The sequence below is a fragment of the Colwellia sp. MT41 genome (assembly GCF_001444365.1).
GTDB classification, from domain to species: Bacteria; Pseudomonadota; Gammaproteobacteria; order Enterobacterales; family Alteromonadaceae; genus Colwellia; species Colwellia marinimaniae.
On the sequence record NZ_CP013145.1, the window covers coordinates 2951192 to 2972114 of the forward strand.

The window sequence follows — 20923 nt, forward strand, 5'->3', positions numbered from 1 at the left end:
AAACTCTGTACCATCCTTTAGTAAGAAATATTCACCTTAAAATTCCACCTCAGGCTGATATGATTTTATGAAAACAATTACAAAATGTACCCTTATCCTTGCCAGCATATTGTTGACCAGTTGCGTTAATCAAAATACCAAGATTGCCGCTAATATCATGCCCACTACCAATCCATGTAGTAAACTCGAACAACTTAAAAATGCCTATTATAATGACTTTAAGCAAATTAAAGAGATTAAAGTGGCCGGCAGAGTCAGTAATATATGGAAAGCTAAATATCAGCTTTTTGGTGAAAACTGCCAAGTATTTTCCTGGGGGGGCAAGCAACATACCTACTCTTGTCGCTTAGTGGCGCCTGATGAAGAAACCGCTCAAAACTATTACCGCAGTGCCAAAAGAATCACCCAGGAATGTTTAGGTGATGAGTGGCAAATAGAAGAAAGTAACAGACGGCACGATGATGGTATGAAAGCAAGTTTTACCAATCATGGCGCGAAACAGAGTGAACAGGTAACTTTTTCAACACACTTAGTGCCAACACCGGGTTTATTTTCCACAACTTGGACGCTGTACTATTATGTAGGAAATAGTACCGAGCCAAGCAAGAAAAAAGATTAAGTTAGGTATATACCCGTAACCATTCAAGATGCATGTTTCAGAGTGCTTGAGCAATTTCAATTCAAGGCGCTGTGATGAAATAATGGTTGTTCAGGAGAATATGCTCCTGCATTCTCTAATAAGCTACATCCATGTCGCGTCATTATGAGTTACAGCAACGATGAAGTGATGTTGCTCAAACGCTTCTTCGATGGGTTTAAAATGACTTTATACCGCGTTAAATAATTAAACCATAGAATGACTATGCTTCCATTATTTCCCTTGCCTAAAGCCCTTTTAATTCCCACTGAAATCGAGCACTTTGAATGGTAACGGGTATATATTTAAAGTTTATACAAGTTAACCGGGTTATTTCATTTATTAAAAAAGCTGATATTTACTTTTGCAACTAAGTAAATATCAGCTTTCAGTTTATAATCGGTAATGCAATAGCGATTACTCCCTATCTGACTAGTTATCTGTCGGCTCAAAACCATCAAGCGTTACGCCAGATAAACCACCGGTGCCACCTTGCTCATTATTACGTAATTTGATCATTAACCGTAAATCATTCGGTGAATCAGCATGATGTATGGCATCCGCATACGTAATCATCCCCTGTTGATAATGGCTAAATAGCGCCTGATCGAACGTTTTCATACCCAACTCATTGGACTTTTCCATAACTTCTTTAATACTACCAATGTCACCTTTTTTGATAAGTTCACTTACATAAGGAGAGTTCAGTAAGACCTCAATGACGGCAACTCGGCTATGACCATCTTTAGTCGGTACTAGTTGTTGCGCAATAATAGCACGCAGGTTTAAGGCCAAATCAAATAATAGTTTACCGTGTTGATCCGCAGGTACTAGATGCATAATCCGATCAATGGCTTGGTTGGCGTTGTTAGCATGTAAGGTAGCGATACATAAGTGCCCGGTCTCAGCAAAACTAAGCGCATGCTCCATCACCTCTTGGTTACGAATTTCACCAATTAAGATAACATCGGGCGCCTGTCGTAATGAACTTTGCAGTGCGGCATCAAATGACACGGTATCTAAGCCAACTTCGCGTTGAGTGATCATACTTTTACCATGTTCGTGGACAAATTCCACCGGATCTTCAATGGTTAAAATATGGCCACAAGAGTTACGGTTACGATAACCGATAAGTGATGCCATCGAGGTTGATTTACCCGTACCCGTACCACCAACAAATAACACTAAGCCACGTTTAGACATAATGACGTCTTTCAATATCGGCGGTAGACCTAAGTCATCAACATCGGGGATTACGGTAACTATTCGACGAATAACCATACCAGCCATATCCCGCTGCCAAAAAGCTGAGACCCGAAAACGACCAATATCATCAATTTCTATGGCAAAGTTACATTCTTTTTCGGTATGAAATTGCTGCTGCTGCTTTTCATTCATGGCAGCATGAACGAGTTCTAAAGACTCTTCAGCAGTTAAAACCACATCATCTATCGGTTGTAATTCACCATTTATTTTTGCACTCACTGGCATTTTGGCGGTAACAAACATATCAGAAGCGTCTTGTTTTACCATTCTTTCTAAAAATTGATGCAGTTTCATTTAATAACCTCTATTTCTTTTACTCACATACACTCATATACCCGTTACCATTAAGATACCGGTTGCACGTGCACTTTGATTGGTAACGGGTATAACAACCTTATAAACCAATGAATTGATTTTTATCAACCGCTTTTTCCATGGCGGCTTGTTTAGTAATGATGCCGCGATTGACTAGGCCTTGTAGACATTGATCCATGGTTTGCATACCGTGTTGCATACCCGTTTGGATAGCAGAATACATTTGCGCTATTTTATCCTCGCGAATAAGGTTACGAATAGCGGGTACACCAATCATAATTTCATGGGCGGCAACACGACCACCACCCACCTTTTTAATCAAGGTTTGTGAAATAACCGCACGCAGTGACTCAGACAGCATAGAGCGCACCATAGCTTTTTCTTCTCCGGGAAAAACATCAATAATACGGTCAATGGTTTTCGGTGCTGAAGTGGTATGCAGTGTACCAAAGACCAGATGACCCGTTTCTGCTGCTGTCATGGCTAAACGAATAGTTTCTAAATCACGCATTTCACCAACAAGAATTACATCGGGGTCTTCACGTAAGGCTGAGCGCAATGCCGCTGAAAAGCTTAAAGTATCACGATGTACTTCCCTTTGGTTTATTAGGCATTTTTTATTCTCATGAACAAATTCAATAGGATCTTCTATGGTGAGAATATGATCATGTTTAGTACTGTTGATATAATCAACCATGGCCGCTAAGGTGGTTGACTTACCTGAGCCGGTAGGTCCAGTAACCAACACTAAGCCGCGTGGGGTATCGGAAATTTCACGAAATATTTCCGGACAACCTAAGTCATCAAGGGAGAGGATTTTACTAGGAATGGTACGAAAAACAGCGGCTGGACCGCGATGTTGATGGAAGGCATTAACCCTAAAACGCGCTAAACTGGGCACCTCAAAAGAGAAATCGACTTCTAACTTTTCTTCATATTCTTTACGCTGACGATCATTCATAATGTCATACACTAAGGCATTGACATCTTTAGCATCAAAAGCTGGGATATTGAGTTTACGTATATCGCCATCCACTCGAATACTCGGCGGTGTCCCCGTTGATAAATGTAAATCTGATGCATTATGCTGTACGCTAAATGCAAGTAGTTCGGTAATATCCATAAAAGCCTCTATTGATAGGGTGATACAAAATAATATTTTTATCTTTTATCGGTAATAATTTAATAGGTTATACTAACCAGAAAATACGTTAAGTTAAAACAGTTCACATTAAGTTCACATGATAAACATAAAAGATAATCTTGATAAAATTAAAGCGCAAATCCAGCAAGCTTGCCAGCAAAGTGGTCGATTAATTCCTTATACTGAACAAGTAAAGCAGTCACTGCCAGTATCACTACTGGCAGTCAGTAAAACTAAGCCTGCGGCACTTATTGAACAGGCATATTTAGCAGGACAACATGATTTTGGTGAAAATTACCTACAAGAAGCCGTAGAAAAAATAACGCAGCTAGCACATCTACCTGAGTTAAATTGGCACTTTATTGGTCCTATTCAAGCCAATAAAACCAAACAAATTGCCCGTTATTTTTCTTGGGTCCATAGTGTCGATAGAGAAAAAATTGCCCGGCGCCTAAATCAACATATTCAAGATGATAATTGTCACAATACTCCGCTAAACATTTGTTTACAAGTGAATATTAGCAATGAAGAGTCTAAGTCAGGCGTTGCTATTGATGACATTTTATCCCTCGCTGACATTGTTAACAACTGTGATAAACTCACCTTACGTGGCTTAATGGCCGTGCCTGAAAAAAACGCCGGTAACGATTGCTATGAAAAAATGCAGCAACTATTTATACAATTACAAAAACACTACCCCAGTGTCGATACCCTGTCTTTAGGCATGTCTAATGATTTGCCCCAAGCGGTGGCCCACGGTTCAACCATGGTGAGAATTGGTAGCGCCATTTTTGGTGCACGGACATATAAAAATTAACCTTAGGATTATCTTTATGAACAAAATTGCCTTTATCGGTGCCGGTAACATGGCGCGCGCGATTATTATTGGCTTAGTCAACTCAGGTGTTGCACCACAAAACATCATGGTGGCTAATCCATCAGCAAGCAAGAGACTAAATCTGGCGCAAGAGTTCGGCGTTTTACAAATGGAGGATAATAACAAGGCCAGTGAGTTTGCCGAAGTAGTAGTGCTTTGTGTTAAACCACACCTTATCACTGAGGTTTGTCGGCAAATAAGTCAGGCTATCAGTATTTCAGGAAAGCTTTTTATCTCGGTAGCCGCGGGGACAACGGTTGCACAGATCCAAGTAGCCTTATCAAAAAACAGCAAGGATAACCTGCCCCCTGTGGTTCGCGTTATGCCAAATACCCCGTGCCAATTGGGCTTAGGTATGAGTGGTTTATTTGCCTCAAATGAAGTTAGCGTTGAACATAAGGCGATTGCCGAGCAGCTTATGACGGCAGTGGGTAAAATCATTTGGCTGGCCACAGAGGATAAGATTAATGATATTATCGCCGTTGCTGGCTCTGCTCCAGCCTATTTTTTCTTGTTTATGGAAGCCATGGAGAAACAAGCGCAACATTTAGGCTTTTCAAGTCAAGAGAGCCGCATGTTAGTACAACAAACCGCTCTTGGCGCCGCACAAATGGTCGCCCATAGTGACGAGGCTATCAGTACCTTGCGTGCTAATGTCACCTCAAAAGGTGGGACAACACATGCGGCAATAGAGCAATTTAAACAGGATGGTATGGAAGAAATGGTAAAAAATGCCATGGCTGCTGCCATTGCCCGTGCTGAAGAAATGGCTAAATAGTTCATTTCAATGACCACAACTTTAATTAGAAAACTTATAATTACTTAGAGGAAAACCAATGGAAGCAATTATTTATTTGCTGAGATTCGCCTTCGACGCCTTGTTAATGATTTTGATCATGCGTGTCTGGCTGCAATGGGTTAAAGCAGACTTTTATAACCCCTTAAGCCAATTTATTGTCAAAGTAAGTAACCCATTAGTGGTACCACTGCGCCGAATTATTCCCGGGTTAGGTGGTTTTGACCTAGCAACTATATTGGTGGCATATATTGTCGCAACATTGAAATTTGTCACCCTTGCGGCTTTATCCGGTGAAAGTTTAGGTGTGTTAGCCTTTTACATTGGCTTATTAGTGTTATTAAAACAAGCAGGATTTTTGCTGTTTATTTTAATGATCATCATGGCTATCATGAGTTGGGTAGTCAAAGGTTATAATGCCACGTCAATGGTTCTTAGCCAATTAACGGACCCTTTTTTACGACCACTTCGCAAAATAATTCCTAATTTGGGTGGTTTAGATTTATCTATGTTGGTCGCATTTTTGGCGATGAATGTCATCAATATATTATTGGCCAATTCACTGCCTTATTGGGGCGCGCTATAAAACAGTTAAACTCATCTTTATCAACTTAATTTACTTCGGAACTGTGCTATACCCGCTCTACTTCAAGATGCATGTTCAGGAGCACAGAGCAATTTCACTTTTAGGCGCACCAATGAAGTCATGGCATTCCCTTACAAATTGGTGCAACAAAGAAGGGATGTTGCTCGGTGTTCCCCTTCGGGTGGGTTTTAACAGGCTTTATGCCGCGTTATTCATGATAATAAGGGAACAACAACCATTATTTAAAATGAATGCCTTACCTAAAGTCTGTTAAATTCCCACTGAATCTTGCACCTTGAAGTTGAACGGGTATATAATTAAGTACAAGTAACAGCACAGTTTCGAGTCCCCTACACTTTTTTGGAGATCCACATGAAAACTTCAATCATAAAACTACTTATCGCACTTAGCCTTAGCTTGTTTGTGATGACCAGTGTTAGCGCTGAAAACATGAAAAAACTAGGCTCAATGAATGTACATTACATGGCTATTGGGTCAACATTTTTCACCCCTGAAATAGCTAAAGCCTATGGTATTACGCGCAGCAGATACAATGGTTTAATCAATATATCGGTATTAGACAATAGTAAAAAAGGCACGCCTGCTAAAGCCGTTAGTATTACCGGTAAAGCTAAAAATAACCTTGGGCAATTTAAAGATCTAGATTTTGTCGAGGTCAAAGAAGGTAATGCTATTTATTACCTAGCCCAAGTTCGCTATCGCAATGAAGAAACCCTTCATTTTGATATTATGATTAATGATGGCAAAGAAAAGCAGCAGTTGAAATTTTCACAAAAATTCTATGTTGATTAAACGAAAACACCCTAACAGGTTATTAAAAAAGAGCTTTATATAGCTCTTTTTTTTACGCTTAATTTTAGCGAAATATAGCAAGTCTATTACTGTTTAAGGTAGAATAGCGCTCATAAAATATCATTAATAAAACGAGTAAACAGGTAACCATCATGTCCAAAATTGTATTAGCCACAGGAAATCTGGGCAAAGTTAAAGAGTTAGCCCACTTATTGACTGAGCAAGGCATTGATATAGTACCGCAAAGTGAATTTGATGTTGCTGAAGTGGCCGAAACAGGCACGACTTTTGTCGAAAATGCCATCATTAAAGCCCGTCATGCGGCAAAAATCACCGGCTTACCTGCGATTGCTGATGATTCTGGTTTGGAAGTTGATGCCTTAAATGGCGCGCCTGGGGTTTATTCAGCTCGCTACGCTGCAGATATCACCCAAGGGCAAGTTACTGATGATGATAATACCAATAAATTACTGGCGGCTTTAGCCAATACTCCTGACGAGCAAAGAACAGCTCGCTTTCATTGTGTTTTGGTTTATATGAAACATGAAAATGATCCAACACCACTTATTTGTCATGGTGTCTGGCAAGGCACTATTACTAGAAGCAAGCAAGGTGAACAAGGCTTTGGTTATGATCCTGTCTTTTGGCAAAGTGACTTGCAAATGACTTCCGCGCAATTACCACGAGCAGTAAAAAACACGCGCAGTCATCGTGGTCAAGCATTAGCAAAGTTGGTTACACAACTGGCTAAGGCGAGAGCATAAAGTGAGCATGAGTACCGTTATAATGTTAGAAAATCAACCCTTGTCACTCTACATTCATATTCCATGGTGTGTGGAAAAGTGCCCTTATTGTGACTTTAATTCCCATGCGGTTAAAAGTAGCATTCCCGAGCAGGATTATGTCGAGGCCTTAATTGCCGATTTAGATGCCGACATTAAGCGGTTTGACCTAACCGAGCGCTCTTTACACTCTATATTTATTGGTGGCGGTACACCAAGTTTATTTTCAGCCGCATCGATTAAAAGCTTGCTAACACAGGTTCTTAGTCGCTTTGACCATAAAGCCGAGATAGAAATCACCCTAGAAGCCAACCCTGGTACTGTTGAGGCCGATAAATTTATTGGCTTTTTTAACGCTGGTGTATCTCGACTTTCTATTGGTGTACAAAGCTTTGCTTCAGATAAGTTAATAAAACTCGGCCGTATCCATGATAGCGATCAAGCCAAAACAGCAGCAAAACTTGCCACAGATAGCGGCGTCAGCAGTTTTAATTTAGATCTAATGCATGGTTTACCTGACCAGTCTTTAGCCAATGCTTTAGACGATTTAAAAATTGCCATTAGCCTGAATCCTCATCATATTTCTTGGTATCAATTAACTATTGAACCTAATACTATTTTCCACTCTAAGCCACCGAAATTACCCGTGGATGATGTTTTGTGGGAAATCCAAGATATGGGCGTAGAACTGCTCAAAGAAGCGGGTTATCACCAGTATGAGATTTCAGCTTACGCTAAAACAGGTTACCAATGTCAGCATAATATAAATTACTGGCAATACGGCGACTACCTTGGCATTGGTTGTGGCGCTCATGGCAAAATTTCCGATAGCCGAACACAAAAAATAATGCGTACGGTCAAAGTAAAGCACCCTAAAGGCTACTTAGATCACAATCGTGATTTCTTAGATCAATTATCAGAAGTAGAAGACAGTGACCGCCCGTTTGAGTTTATGATGAATCAGTTAAGGCTTTTCCGTACTTTTAGTGTTGCGCATTTTCAAACAAGCACAGGCCTGGCCATCAGTTCGGTACTACCGCAACTAAAAGAAGCTCAACAAAAAAAACTTATGGCTTATGAAGTCATAGACAATGAAGAATATTGGCGAGTCACTAACCATGGACAAAGATATTTAAATGATTTGTTGGAGATTTTCTTATGACGCTAGCACCATCATCAAGCGCTCAGTTAAATCAAGCTGAGCAGCAACGCCAGCTTGATTTAACCTTTATGCAAAGGGCCTTTGAGCTAGCACAGCAAGCGGAGCAACACGATGAAATACCAGTTGGTGCCGTGGTAGTGTATCAAGGCAAGATTATAGCAGAAGGCTTTAATCAATCTATTATGCTTAACGATCCGTCTAGCCATGCAGAAATGAATGCCATTAGACAAGCGGGGACGTTTCTCAATAATTATCGACTGCTAGACTGTACTTTATATGTAACCCTTGAGCCCTGCCCTATGTGTGCCGGTTTATTAGTACATAGCCGAATAAAGCGCTTAGTCTATGCTTGCAGTGACCTTAAGACAGGAGCCGCAGGTAGTGCTTTTAACCTAGTCAATAACCCGCAACTAAATCACCAGTTGGAATTAAGCACAGAGATAATGCAAGAGCAGTGTAGCCAATTGCTATCTGCTTTTTTTAAACGACGCAGAAAAGAAAAAAAACAAGCCAAACAAGCTACTGATAAAGCCTCTCTTTAACGATAAATATAGTCGATAAGCTGTCAGATAGAATGAGCCGAAAATTGAGCACAAAAATTGATGGCGAATATTGATGGCGAATATTGAACCCTGTGCTAACTTATAAGTATTCCTCTTAACGCTGTACTTAGCTCATGGATAGGCTCCTATGTCGGCTTATTTTACTAATAATTCAAATGTCCCCCCTGGTCAACAATTAACGGATCCTAACGCTAGCCCGATATTTTTTGATCGTAATAAAAAAGCATTTTTAGTGCTAGTGCTGGTGTTGTGTTTGTTACCTAGCTTACTCAATGTACTTGGCATCGATTTCTCTTCAAATATCACGGCACTCAATTTCAAGCAAACTATCGAAGCTAATCATTTGTTTTATGCCCTTGCCGGAGCACTTCACCACACGTTATTAGAATGGTCCGCTGTAGTTTTAGCTTTACTTACTTTTATTTTGGCACTGGTGCATTATCGAATTCATCGGGATGTTGCCATCCCGATAATGGGTATGGCTATTTTTTGTGCTGGCTCAGTCGATGCTTTTCATACCTTGGCAGCCACCCGTATTATTTCAGCACAAGCAGAAAACACCGATTTCATTCCTTTTACTTGGGCTTTATCACGGATATTTAATGCTTGTATCATGATAACCGGCACCTTGATATCTTTTATGCTTTACGCCAGAGAGCACCAAGCTGACAAGGCTATCGAACATAGCAGTGAATATGCAAAAAATAAGCGTAAATCAGATTATCGGACCATATTCATTATTGGCCTTTGTTTTATTACACTGGCTTATGTCTTGGTTCATGTTGCCGCTAATAGTACAAGCTTACCGCAAACCATGTTTAAACAGGCTCTGATCACTCGCCCTTATGATGTCTTACCTTTAGGTCTATTTATCTTTGCCGGTAGCTTATTTATCAACCTATATCGGCAATTTCCCACCATAGCCAAATATGGTTTATTGCTCAGTGTCATCCCCGAAGTGACCACACAAATTCATATGGCCTTTGGTTCAACGGCATTGTTTGATAACCACTTTAATATTGCCCATGGTTTGAAAATACTGGCTTACGGTTGTGCATTTTTAGGCTTACTCTTTGATCTAAAAACTAGCTCAATAAGTCAATTGAGCACGGGCACAGGAGAAAAATTTCCGCCAATAAGTCCACTGACAAATAAAAATGATGATGCTCTCTTGCAAAGTGAACTATTAGACGTTGGCCACGCTCGGCATTCTATTAGCATGCAAATACCTATTGCCGCTTTTGTTTTGGTATTAAGTGTTGCTACTTTGGTGAGCTTTTTATTTTATTTTGAAACTGAACGCTTGTTAATTCAACAAACAAGCAATGAAGTGGCGATTGAAAGTAAACTTGTTGAACCTATGATCAAACAACTTTACCGCCAAGCCAATACTGACATCTTATTTTTGAGTCGTATGCCAGGTGTACTAGGGATGCTTAACTCTTTTAACGACATTGATGAGCACAACTATCGATTATGGAAAAGCCGAATGGAGCAAACATTCAGTGAGTTTCTTATTAATAAAGAATTTTATTATCAGATCCGCTATATAGGCATAGCCAATAACGGCCAAGAATTAGTTAACGTGCGCAATGATAGCCAGAGTATCGTTATACCCAGCTCTCGTCTACAACAAAAGTCTGCTCGTCCCTATTTTAAAGCCACTATAGATAAAGATCCCGGCCAAGTATATTTCTCAAAAATAGAACTTGCTAAAAATTACGGTGAAGTTGAAAAACCTCATAATCCGGTTTTACGAGTAGCGACACCAATATACCATCCAACCACAGGTGATATCTTTGGCCTTATCGTTATTAATATAAATTTCGGTAACTTTATCGCCCAACTTAAAAACAGAGAATTGAGTCAATTATCTTTTTATTTAACCAATGAAGAGGGGGATTTTGTTTCCCACCCAGATAATAGTAAAACCTTTGGCTTCAATCTAGGACATCGATATTTAATACAAGATGAATTTCCTCAGTTAAAATCGGTTATTAGTGAACAATTAACAGAATATAACATAGCGGCAGTCACTATTGATGAGCACAACTATCTTGGTCATTACCAACAAGTCAATTTAAATCGCTTTGATAACATTCATCAACTTAACTTATTGCTATTAAAAGACAGCACTGATATGGAGCAAACGCTGGCGGCCTTTAGAATGCGGAGCTTATTACTTGGTAGTGCCTTGGCCTTAGTCGCATTAGCCATAGCAACCATTGCGGCTAGGCGTATTGCCACGCCATTGCAGCAAATAACAGACAGCATAGAAAATTATGATAAATATAATACCTTAAGCGCCCTACCCACCAAGAGTAATACCGAAATTGGCGTACTGGCTCGCAGCTTTAGCAACCTATTTACCCAAATGCAATTTGCCCTGCGAGAGCAAGAGCACTCGGCACTACTGGCAAAACAAAGCTCTGAACAAATACAAGCCATTTTCTCAAGTGCCGCAGAGGGTTTCATCACCATCAATGAGCAAGGCAGTATTATTGCTTTTAACCAAGCAGCGCAAGAAATGTTTGGCTATAGCGAGGCTGAGGCGCTTGAGCAAAATGTTCGTACTTTAATGCCAATGCAGCAAAGTACCAAACACGATGGCTACCTTAATCAATATAAAGCCACGGGCATAGCCCATATAATGGGTATAGGCAGAAAGTTACGTGCCCAGAAAAAGTCAGGGGAAATATTTCCCATTCACTTATCAATATCTAAAGTCACCAGTGAACAAGGCATAGTTTTTACCGGTATTATCAGAGACATTTCAAAAGAAGAACTACTCGAATTAGAACAAGAACAACATCAACACGCTTTAATGGCAGTAAACGAAAGGATAAGCCTAGCAACTGACGCGGCTGGCATAGGCATTTGGCAATACGATATAGCAAATGACAAGCTTTCTTGGGATAAATGGATGCATAAAATATATGCAACAGTGCCACAAGAATTTTCAGGGAATTTAGCGCATTGGCAAAAGTCGGTTCATCCTGAAGATATTACCTCTGCTAATCAAGCGGTATTAGAAGCCATTGCCCAGAAGACTAAATTAGATGATGAGTTTAGGATAATTACCCCAAGCGGTACGATAAAACACATTAAAGCAATGGCTTTAATCAAACTCGATAGTCAGGGCGAAGCGGTACAAATGATAGGTGTTAACTTTGATATTACCGAACGTAAGGTTGTTGAGCAAGAACACATTGCCGCCAAAGAATTAGCAGAAGATACGGCTCGTCATAAAGCCGAATTTCTTGCCAGTATGAGCCATGAAATTCGTACCCCGATGAATGGCATTATCGGCATGCTTGGTTTACTACAGAGAAATGAATTAAGCGAAGAACAGAGGCATAGAGTAGATCTGGCTAATTCAAGTGCAGAATCGCTACTGACTTTGATTAACGATATTCTTGACTTTTCTAAAGTAGAGGCAGGTAAGCTTGATTTAGAAGTGATAGATTTTGACTTAAGAAATCTTTTTGGTGAGTTTAGTGAGTCACTGGCGTTAAAAAGCCAAGAAAAAAATATTGAGATCATTCTAGATAATAGAGGCATTCAACAAAGTCATGTGAAAGGTGATCCTGGCCGCCTTAGACAAATACTTAACAACCTAACAGACAATGCTATTAAATTTACCAACCAAGGTGAAATAGTCATTACGGCAAAATTAACCGAAGCACAAGCAATGAATAGTGGCGAAGAAAATCAACTAACCTTGCATTGTAGTATTAGTGATACCGGCATAGGAATTCCATCCGATCAGATAGCTAAATTATTCCAATCCTTTACTCAAGTTGATGCCTCAACCACGAGGAAATACGGTGGTACTGGCTTAGGGCTCGCCATTTGTAAACAGCTATGTCAATTAATGCAAGGGGATATAAAGGTATCCAGCACGGTAGGACAGGGCTCTAACTTTTCATTTACGGTAAGTTTAGCTAAAAGTAAACAAGCTAGGATTGTGCTACCTGATGTTGATATAAATAATGTACCTATGTTAATCGTTGATGATAATGCAACGAACCGATTGGTACTAAAGGCTCAGTTAGAGCATTGGGGAGCAATAGTTTATGAAGCTGATGGTGGTTTATCCGCGTTGGCTTTACTTGAAAACAATGCCATTAACCAAGAACAAAGCAATATAAAAATGGCTTTCTTGGATATGTATATGCCACAGATGGATGGGGCAACATTGGCTAAAAAGGTAAAAGAGCTGCCAAATTTAGCTGAGCTAAAGCTGGTGATGATGACATCGATGGCAAGCCGTGGTGATGCAAGCTATTTTAGAGGGCTTGGCTTTTCTGCTTACTTCCCAAAACCAGCCATTACTGAGGATTTATTTAAAACCTTAAGTTTGTGTTTATCACAGAGCACAACATCATCAGCACAATTACCTCTTATTACTCATCACTATTTAAATGAACTAGGCTCTGCTGAGGACGTTAATAACAATAATGACTTAAGCCAGTGTCGATTATTATTGGTCGAAGACAATCGCATAAACCAAGAAGTAGCACGTCATATTTTAGCTGAATTTGGCATAGTGCCGGACATTGCGGTTAATGGCTTAGAGGCATTAACGTTACTAAACGCAACCAAAGGTCAATCAACAAAGGGACAAACAACTCCAGATGAAGCGCCATACGATATTATTTTAATGGACTGCCAAATGCCTGAAATGGATGGTTATCAAGCTACCGCAGCCATTCGTCAAGGAGAGGCAGGAGAAAAAAATAAGGCTATAACAATTATTGCTATGACCGCCAATGCCATGAAAGGAGATAGGGAAAAGTGCCTTGCCGCAGGTATGACTGATTATCTAAGCAAACCTATTGAGCCAGTAAAGCTGAAAGAAAAACTTAGACAGTACCTTAATTTAGTAATTAAAACTGAAACGATTAGCCCTGCAATCCCAGGTAAACTTGCGCAAGAGCTAGTAACTAAAACCGCCGATAAAACAGCGGCTACCAATAGTGATATTCATTTTGCTGAAGAACAAGACCAAGAACAACTGATGGTATGGCACAGAGGTAACTTTAGTAAACGCTTAAATAACAATGAAGAATTTCAATACAAGCTCATAGCGCTGTTTATTGAAGAAACGCCAAAACAATTTAACGCCTTAGCACAAAGTATTCACCAGCAAGATAACAAACTACAACATGAAATTAGTCATAAAATTCAAGGAATGTCGGCAAATTTAAGTGCTGAATCTTTACTCAAACACACCAAGAATTTCAATCAATATGTAAAAACGTCTAGCCCGGATAATACTCAAATAGATGAACTATTCCAAGCGATGCAATTAGCTTATCAAGCACTTGAACAAGAACTAAAACGAGTATTAAATGAGAAACTCATTGAGAGCTGAGACTAAGAAGAAAAATAATGCCTTTAGCTAACTAACGCCGGTTAGTTTGTGTAATTTTAGCGTTATTAAATCTGCTTAAATTTGATATGCCAAGCACATTAAGGTATTAATAGGGGCGTAACGACAGCAAACAATAATACTAAAAAATAGCTAAAGGTTATCACTACACATGATTAAACGTATTCTGCCCATTTATCATACGGGTTGGTTTTATCTGCTTCTATTATTCTGGGGTGTTAGTTTTTGGTATGTATCCATTGGCGGTCTAAACCAGGTAAACCAATTAAATATCAATGCCCTCGTTCAGCTAACATCTACACCAACATTACCCAAAAATAAGCCAACGTCTGAGGCAACTGAAATTTTAACCTTGTATTCCTCCTTCGACGAACACGAGATAGACTCAATATCGACAATATTGTCATCGCACCCTCAAAGTCAAATCACCTTACTGGGGACACCCTCAAGAAAATTTATGACAAGGCTGGAAAGCTATTTAACTACCAGTCCGAGAAAAAATAAAATTGTCATCGCTGCCGACAATAGTTGGTCAAAACAAAAACTAAATACGCCATCATCAACACTCTATACCAGCACGTTGGCTTGGTTTCGTTACTCTGCCCATAACCTAAAACAAACCAGCTCAGAACACTTTATTTACAGTCCATTTTTAATCAATAAACGACAAAGCTTCCCGATATTATGGCAACAGCAAGAGGAAGTCTACTTAAGTTTAGTGGGTGAAATTCTACGGCAATTAAGTGTAAATACCGAGCTTAGCCTGAATCAAAGTTGGCAGCTTAGTTTAACTAACACAGACAACGAGCAAGTGACTAAAAAATTGTTCTTAGGATTTTTTGGGGAGATTTTTACCTCAGGGGCAGCTTACTCTATTCAGCAAACAGCTCAAGATAAACAAGGAAATAAGGGCATAGCCGCTCAGGAACTTACTAGCGTTAAGACATTTGTTGCTCAGGGAATCAGTAAAGCGGTTAGTGCTGTGCCTACACCGCTATATAAAGTTATAATCATCACTGACCATAAGCAATTCCAGCACAAAATGGTGCTGGGGGTACTTAAAGAATTACTGCAACAGGATTATTTATCTCAAAAGTTAAGCACTATTTTATTGTGCTGGGCTTTGTTCGTAATCGCTTTAAGTTTAGCTTGGTTCATACGTTGTATGCCCATGAAGCAACAACTACTAAGTATAGTGAGCTACTGCTTAGTGTTATTTATCATACAATTTTTCATGTTCAAGCAACATCAGTGGCTTGAGGTGTTGCCCGTGGTATTTTTTCTGGCGGGCTCATGGCTATTACTTTTCGCTTATCAAAAAGAGTGCCAGTTGTTTTTATCGGCCCTAAAGGGACAAACAGCGCAGTTAAATAGTACCGCACGTGCCACAGCAATAGTCGACAAAGGGCAATCATTGAGCAATCAACAAGCAAAAATAGCAACAACGGGAAACATGCAAGTGCCTTTGTCAGTGGACACTACCCCTATGCTCGAAGAAGAATTGCAACAAACCTTAGTGATACTTGATAAGCCAAGAAAAACTAGCACTAAACATCACTTAACGGTTGCGAGTTTCGGCCGCTATCAAGTGGAAGGTATATTAGGCAAAGGTGCCATGGGCATTGTTTACCAAGGTGTTGACCCTAAAATAAACCGTCACGTGGCCATTAAAACCCTGCAATTAAGTGATGATATCGACTCAGCTGGGTTTATTGAAGCTAAGGAAAGATTTTTTAGGGAAGCGCAAACGGCTGGTGGCCTAAGTCATGCAAATATAGTCACTATTTATGACGTTGGTGAAGAACAAAACCTCGGCTATATCGCCATGGATTTACTTACCGGCGCGCCATTATCACTTTTTACTCAGCCAGGGCAAACACTACCAACGCCATTGGTTTATCAGCTATTAATACAAATAGCCGATGCCTTAGACTATGCCCATAAGCAAAACGTGGTTCATAGAGATATCAAGCCAGCCAACATTATTTATGATGATGACTTGCTCAAAGTTACGGTAACAGACTTTGGCATAGCCTACGTCAGTGATAACAGTAAAACCCGTACGGGTATCATTATGGGCAGCCCTTATTACATGTCACCCGAGCAAATACTCGGCTTAAAAGTAGATGGACGTAGTGATATTTTTAGTTTAGGGGTAACATTTTACCAACTACTTTGTGGCTATTTACCTTTTGAGGGAGAGTCCATCGCTACCGTTGCCTATCAAATTACCAAAGCAAAAGCCATTGCTGTTAATCAACGAAATACTGCTCTACCGACAAGTGCTCTACGTATATGTAGTAAAGCCATGCATAAAGATATAACTAAGCGTTATCAAACAATGGCTGAATTTAAGTTAGCCTTGGCAAATGCGCTGAAAAGAGACTTTAAGATCAGCGCTAACTAATAAAGTAACCTATGAACTGCGCCACTAAATAGCCACTTTTCATCATAAGATAAAGGAAGTAACCGTTAACTCCTATGAATTATCACATTAAGTCCCTATGTCATCAGGGCGCGATACGAGACAATAATGAAGATGCGATAAGTTATGGCATCAATGAAGAGTTAGGCATTATTTGGATGCTAGTCGCAGACGGCATGGGTGGCCATAATGCTGGCGAAGTTGCTAGCGCTATGTTAGTTGACCATATCAAGAAAGCCTGGGATAAAATTTCCGTTAGTCCATACCCCCATTGGGATAGCTGGATTACCAAGCAGCTTAATGGCGCAAACATGGCTATTTTACAGCAAGCAAAAAACCAGCAAACACAACAAGGCATGGGCACTACTGGCGTATTGATGGTAATAGACCAGTATAACTGCCATATTGGCTGGGTTGGCGACTCGCGCGCTTACTCTTTTAAAAGTGAGCAATTACAACAAGAGACTGTCGACCACACCATGGTGCAAGAATTAGTCAATAAAGGCGTAATAAGCGCGGCAACAGCAAAAAAATCCAATACAAAAAATATGCTTTCACAAGCGATTGGTGTGCGAGAAAAAATAACCATTGATACAGTAACCATAGTAATAAGTAATGGCGATACCATAATGTTATCAACCGACGGCTTACATGATTATTTAACTGAACAAGAAATCAGTCACTATTTATCTCAATTTTCTGTTAATAAAAATGTCTGTCATGACATGATAAAGCAAGCAATAGCCAAAAACAGTCGAGATAACCTGACGGTAGGTTTAATCAATTTACCCCATAAACCAGCATAGTTATAACTAAAGAATAATAACAAAATTAGGAGTTTATATGGCTTATTTAGCCTTAAGTGTTGAAGATGTAATTATTAATAAATGGCAGTTAGTCGAGGGGGTTTTACTCATAGGTCGAGCAAGTAGTAATGACATTCAAATTAATGACGCCGCTGTTAGTTCAACACATGCACGATTAATTACCGAGCCAGACCCCTATATTGATGGCCAACTGATTACTTATATTGAAGATCTTGCCAGTACTAATGGTACCGAATTAAATGGTAACAAGATCTCTCGTGAAAAATTAAATCATGATGACATGGTCACCATAGGTTTCAACCAATTTCAGTTAATTGATAAACAATCAAATACCCTCGATGAAACCGCCATTATTATTAGCTAGTACAAAAATCAGACAGTTATCACATACGCTTAGGATTAAAACCACGCCAATTGATTGATAAGCAATAAAACTCATGTAATGAAACTCGATGAAACCGCCATTATTATTAGCTAGTACAAAAATCAGACAGTTATCACATACGCTTAGGATTAAAACCACGCCAATTGATTGATAAGCAATAAAACTCATGTAATGAAACTCGATAAAACCGCCATTATTATTAGCTAGTACAAAGATCAGACAGTTATCACATACGCTTAGAATTTAAACCACGCCAATTGATTGATAAGCAATAAAACTCATGTAATGAAACTCGATAAAACCGCCATTATTATTAGCTAGTACAAAGATCAGACAGTTATCACATACGCTTAGGATTAAAACCATGCCAATTGATTGATAAGCAATAAAACTCATGTAATGAAACTCGATGAAACCGCCATTATTATTAGCTAGTACAAAGATCAAACAGTTATCACATACGCTTAGGATTAAAACCACGCCAATTGATTGATAAGCAATAAAACTCATGTAATGAAACTCGATAAAACCGCCATTATTATTAGCTAGTACAAAGATCAGACAGTTATCACATACGCTTAGAATTTAAACCATGCCAATTGATTGATAAGCAATAAAACTCATGTAATGAAACTCGATAAAACCGCCATTATTATTAGCTAGTACAAAGATCAGACAGTTATCACATACGCTAGGATTAAAACCACGCCAATTGATTGATAAGCAATAAAACTCATGTAATGAAACTCGATGAAACCGCCATTATTATTGGCGAGTTAAGGGAGATCACTTGCTAAGCAAATTTTTGCCTTGCGATTCAATGAATTCATTCATTACTAGGTTAAAATAAGACTGTCGGCGCGAGGTCATATTATCATGCTGGCGACTTAGCTGTTTTCTTCGTTGATTACTTTTAAATGGTCTTTTCACTTTATCATTCTCAATAAGAGCAGCGTTACAATTGTCTCTACTATAGCCTACTAAAATGTCACTTTTATGACAGTATAATCACAAGGATGTCATGTCTTTAGCAAGCGAATACTTGCCACTTTTACATAAATGATGGCGACAAGAAAGCTCTTTTTTATTAAGGCATGCGGCAATAAGGCATTTGCATCCAGGTGACGAGTAGAGCTAAGAAGAAAGTGATTAGTTCACCGCTCTCTGCTGTTGAAGATGATTATAGTGCAGGCTTTAGCTAAGGTAGCGAAGTTGCAGCAGTGACTTTTATTGTAGCGTCTCTTTTTCGGCTTCTTTAACCTTAGTGGCTAACGGTATTGGCAAAGCTTCACCGTCAGCAAGCGGGTTTTCTCCTGATAAGTATTCTTCTTGCTGTTGCTCTAAAGCTAAAGCTTGCTCCTTAGCTTTATTATCTAACCAGCTTAAGGTGTCATAATAGCGACGAATATTGTCAACGTAATGCACTGGCTCTTCACCACGCGCATAACCATGTTTAGTATTTTTGTAATATTTTTTCTGCTGTAATAATGGTAAACGAGTTTTCACCTCTACCCAGCGATCTGGATCGCCACCTTGGCGCTGGGTAATAATTCTAGCATCGTTTAAATGACCAAAACCAATATTATAAGAAGCAAGTGCAAACCAAATACGATCTGGACTCGGTATTCTATCAGGCATCATAGCTATCATACGCTTAAAGTATTTTGCCCCACCCCGAATACTTTGTTCGGTATCTAAACGACTTTTTATACCCATTTGTTTCGCGGTTGCTAACGTCAACATCATCATGCCGCGAACCCCAGTATATGAACGTGCGGTTGGATTCCAGTGTGATTCTTGGTAACTAATGGCCGCCAATAAACGCCAATCAAGCTCTTGCGCATACTTCTCAAATAGCCGTTGATATTTAGGTAACGTACTTGCTACCGCTTTAATAAAGGTTCGAGTTTCAACATAGTTAAACTGTTCAATATGGCCATAATACTTGTCATCTAGCGCCAGTAAAGTACCGTCGTGATGCACCTTACCAAAAAACTCAACCAAGCTTGCTAAAATATCATCATGACTATTCTCACTGACCATCCAAGCTAAAGGCTCTGGTTGTTTAATACTAAAGCCAATACTTATCTCAGGGTAATAACTGCGGTTAATGGCTAAATTATTACTGTCAATAACGGTATAATCTATTTCACCACTGAGTACTTTCGCCAGTAACTCTTCGCTATCAAAATCTATGGTCTCTTGCCAAGTGAGCTCACTGTGTGTTTTTTTTAACTTTTCCAAGTTTTCCACATAGCTTGACCCAGTCGTAACCATCAACTTACCCGTTAAGTCGGCCACTTCTCTCGGTCTTACATTACCTTGCTTGAACACTAACTTCTGGCTGATGGTTTCATAACTTGGCGCAAATCGAAAACGTTGCCGGCGTTTTTCAGTTATCGATAGACTTGCAGCCAACAAATCAACTTCACCGGTATTTAACTTAATAAAAAGCTCATCCAAGCTATAACTTGGAATGATGCGCAATTCAACATTAAGCGATTGTGCATACTTTTTTGCTAATTCATATTCAAAACCGGCAAAACCATTGGCCGTGGTGTAATAGTTTGTCGGACCAAAAAAAGTGCCGACATTAATATAACCTCGGTTCAAAATACGCGATAAACTGGCACTGTCATTTTTTTTATCACAGGCACTTAAGAAGCTAGTGGCAAAAATAACCAAGAGTAAAGAGGCAAACTTAGTTACTAACTTACTCTCTAACCGAGTAATGAGCTTAGCTTTTATTGAAACAGTTAAATATTTAGTCATAAGCTCAATTGTGTCGTGTATTGTGCTATTAGCCAAGTACTTTTTACTTGACACTAGTGTTAAGTTTTTACTTGACTTTTTCCATTAACAAAAGCGTTAATTTCAACTATAATACGCGCGAAATTTTCGGTTTGCTTTCACTGTATAAATTTAACAAGTGAAAGCCGATCAAAGCCCT

Annotated in this window: 16 protein-coding genes; 12 read left to right on the forward strand and 4 right to left on the reverse strand. The window is 39.4% G+C overall.

Features of this window, described 5'->3' with window-relative positions; genetic code table 11:
• Positions 1-67: 67 nt before the first annotated feature.
• Positions 68-619, forward strand: coding sequence for a hypothetical protein (locus CMT41_RS12650; RefSeq protein ID WP_057181633.1), 552 nt, complete (start codon positions 68-70; stop codon positions 617-619).
• Positions 620-1069: 450 nt separating this feature from the next.
• Here the strand turns inward: CMT41_RS12650 and CMT41_RS12655 are convergent, their stop codons facing one another.
• Both CMT41_RS12655 and CMT41_RS12660 read right to left on the reverse strand, forming a co-directional pair.
• Positions 1070-2197, reverse strand: coding sequence for a PilT/PilU family type 4a pilus ATPase (locus tag CMT41_RS12655; protein ID WP_057181634.1), 1128 nt, complete (start codon positions 2195-2197; stop codon positions 1070-1072).
• Between the two features lie 100 nt (positions 2198-2297).
• A complete protein-coding gene (locus CMT41_RS12660) occupies positions 2298-3341 on the reverse strand; it encodes a type IV pilus twitching motility protein PilT (RefSeq protein ID WP_057181635.1) in 1044 nt (347 codons plus the stop codon).
• A 118-nt stretch (positions 3342-3459) separates the two neighbouring features.
• Here CMT41_RS12660 and CMT41_RS12665 point away from each other — a divergent pair, with 118 nt between their 5' ends.
• The 11 genes from CMT41_RS12665 (at position 3460) to CMT41_RS12715 (ending at position 17952) form a co-directional block, all read left to right on the forward strand.
• The gene (locus tag CMT41_RS12665; protein ID WP_057181636.1) at positions 3460-4179 is read left to right on the forward strand and encodes a YggS family pyridoxal phosphate-dependent enzyme; all 720 of its coding nucleotides are present in this window, start codon (positions 3460-3462) and stop codon (positions 4177-4179) included.
• Positions 4180-4195: 16 nt separating this feature from the next.
• Positions 4196-5017, forward strand: coding sequence for a pyrroline-5-carboxylate reductase (gene proC / locus CMT41_RS12670; RefSeq protein WP_058027465.1), 822 nt, complete (start codon positions 4196-4198; stop codon positions 5015-5017).
• Between the two features lie 58 nt (positions 5018-5075).
• Positions 5076-5621: a YggT family protein gene (locus CMT41_RS12675; protein ID WP_057181638.1), complete on the forward strand. Its 546-nt coding sequence runs from the start codon at positions 5076-5078 to the stop codon at positions 5619-5621.
• Between the two features lie 372 nt (positions 5622-5993).
• Positions 5994-6434 (forward strand): DUF4426 domain-containing protein, encoded by a 441-nt coding sequence (locus CMT41_RS12680; RefSeq protein WP_057181639.1) that lies wholly within the window; start codon positions 5994-5996, stop codon positions 6432-6434.
• A gap of 152 nt (positions 6435-6586) precedes the next feature.
• On the forward strand, positions 6587-7198 hold the full coding sequence (gene rdgB / locus CMT41_RS12685; protein WP_058027466.1) for an RdgB/HAM1 family non-canonical purine NTP pyrophosphatase: 612 nt from the start codon (positions 6587-6589) through the stop codon (positions 7196-7198).
• 7 nt (positions 7199-7205) lie between these two features.
• Positions 7206-8378 (forward strand): radical SAM family heme chaperone HemW, encoded by a 1173-nt coding sequence (gene hemW, locus CMT41_RS12690; RefSeq protein ID WP_232299959.1) that lies wholly within the window; start codon positions 7206-7208, stop codon positions 8376-8378.
• Positions 8375-8920, forward strand: a complete 546-nt coding sequence (tadA, locus tag CMT41_RS12695; protein WP_058027467.1) for a tRNA adenosine(34) deaminase TadA — start codon at positions 8375-8377, stop codon at positions 8918-8920. The genes hemW and tadA overlap by 4 nt, the downstream gene beginning before the upstream one ends.
• A gap of 148 nt (positions 8921-9068) precedes the next feature.
• Positions 9069-14318, forward strand: coding sequence for a response regulator (locus CMT41_RS12700; RefSeq protein WP_058027468.1), 5250 nt, complete (start codon positions 9069-9071; stop codon positions 14316-14318).
• Positions 14319-14487: 169 nt separating this feature from the next.
• A complete protein-coding gene (locus CMT41_RS12705; protein WP_083494285.1) occupies positions 14488-16743 on the forward strand; it encodes a serine/threonine-protein kinase in 2256 nt (751 codons plus the stop codon).
• Between the two features lie 74 nt (positions 16744-16817).
• The gene (locus CMT41_RS12710; protein ID WP_057181645.1) at positions 16818-17567 is read left to right on the forward strand and encodes a PP2C family protein-serine/threonine phosphatase; all 750 of its coding nucleotides are present in this window, start codon (positions 16818-16820) and stop codon (positions 17565-17567) included.
• 37 nt (positions 17568-17604) lie between these two features.
• Entirely contained in the window at positions 17605-17952 is a 348-nt protein-coding gene (locus CMT41_RS12715; protein WP_057181646.1) for an FHA domain-containing protein, read from the forward strand.
• Between the two features lie 264 nt (positions 17953-18216).
• Here CMT41_RS12715 and CMT41_RS12720 read toward each other — a convergent pair whose 3' ends face one another.
• Entirely contained in the window at positions 18217-18483 is a 267-nt protein-coding gene (locus tag CMT41_RS12720; protein WP_058027470.1) for a hypothetical protein, read from the reverse strand.
• 717 nt (positions 18484-19200) lie between these two features.
• Positions 19201-20745, reverse strand: coding sequence for a membrane-bound lytic murein transglycosylase MltF (gene mltF, locus CMT41_RS12725; RefSeq protein ID WP_232299960.1), 1545 nt, complete (start codon positions 20743-20745; stop codon positions 19201-19203).
• Between the last annotated feature and the right edge of the window lie 178 nt (positions 20746-20923).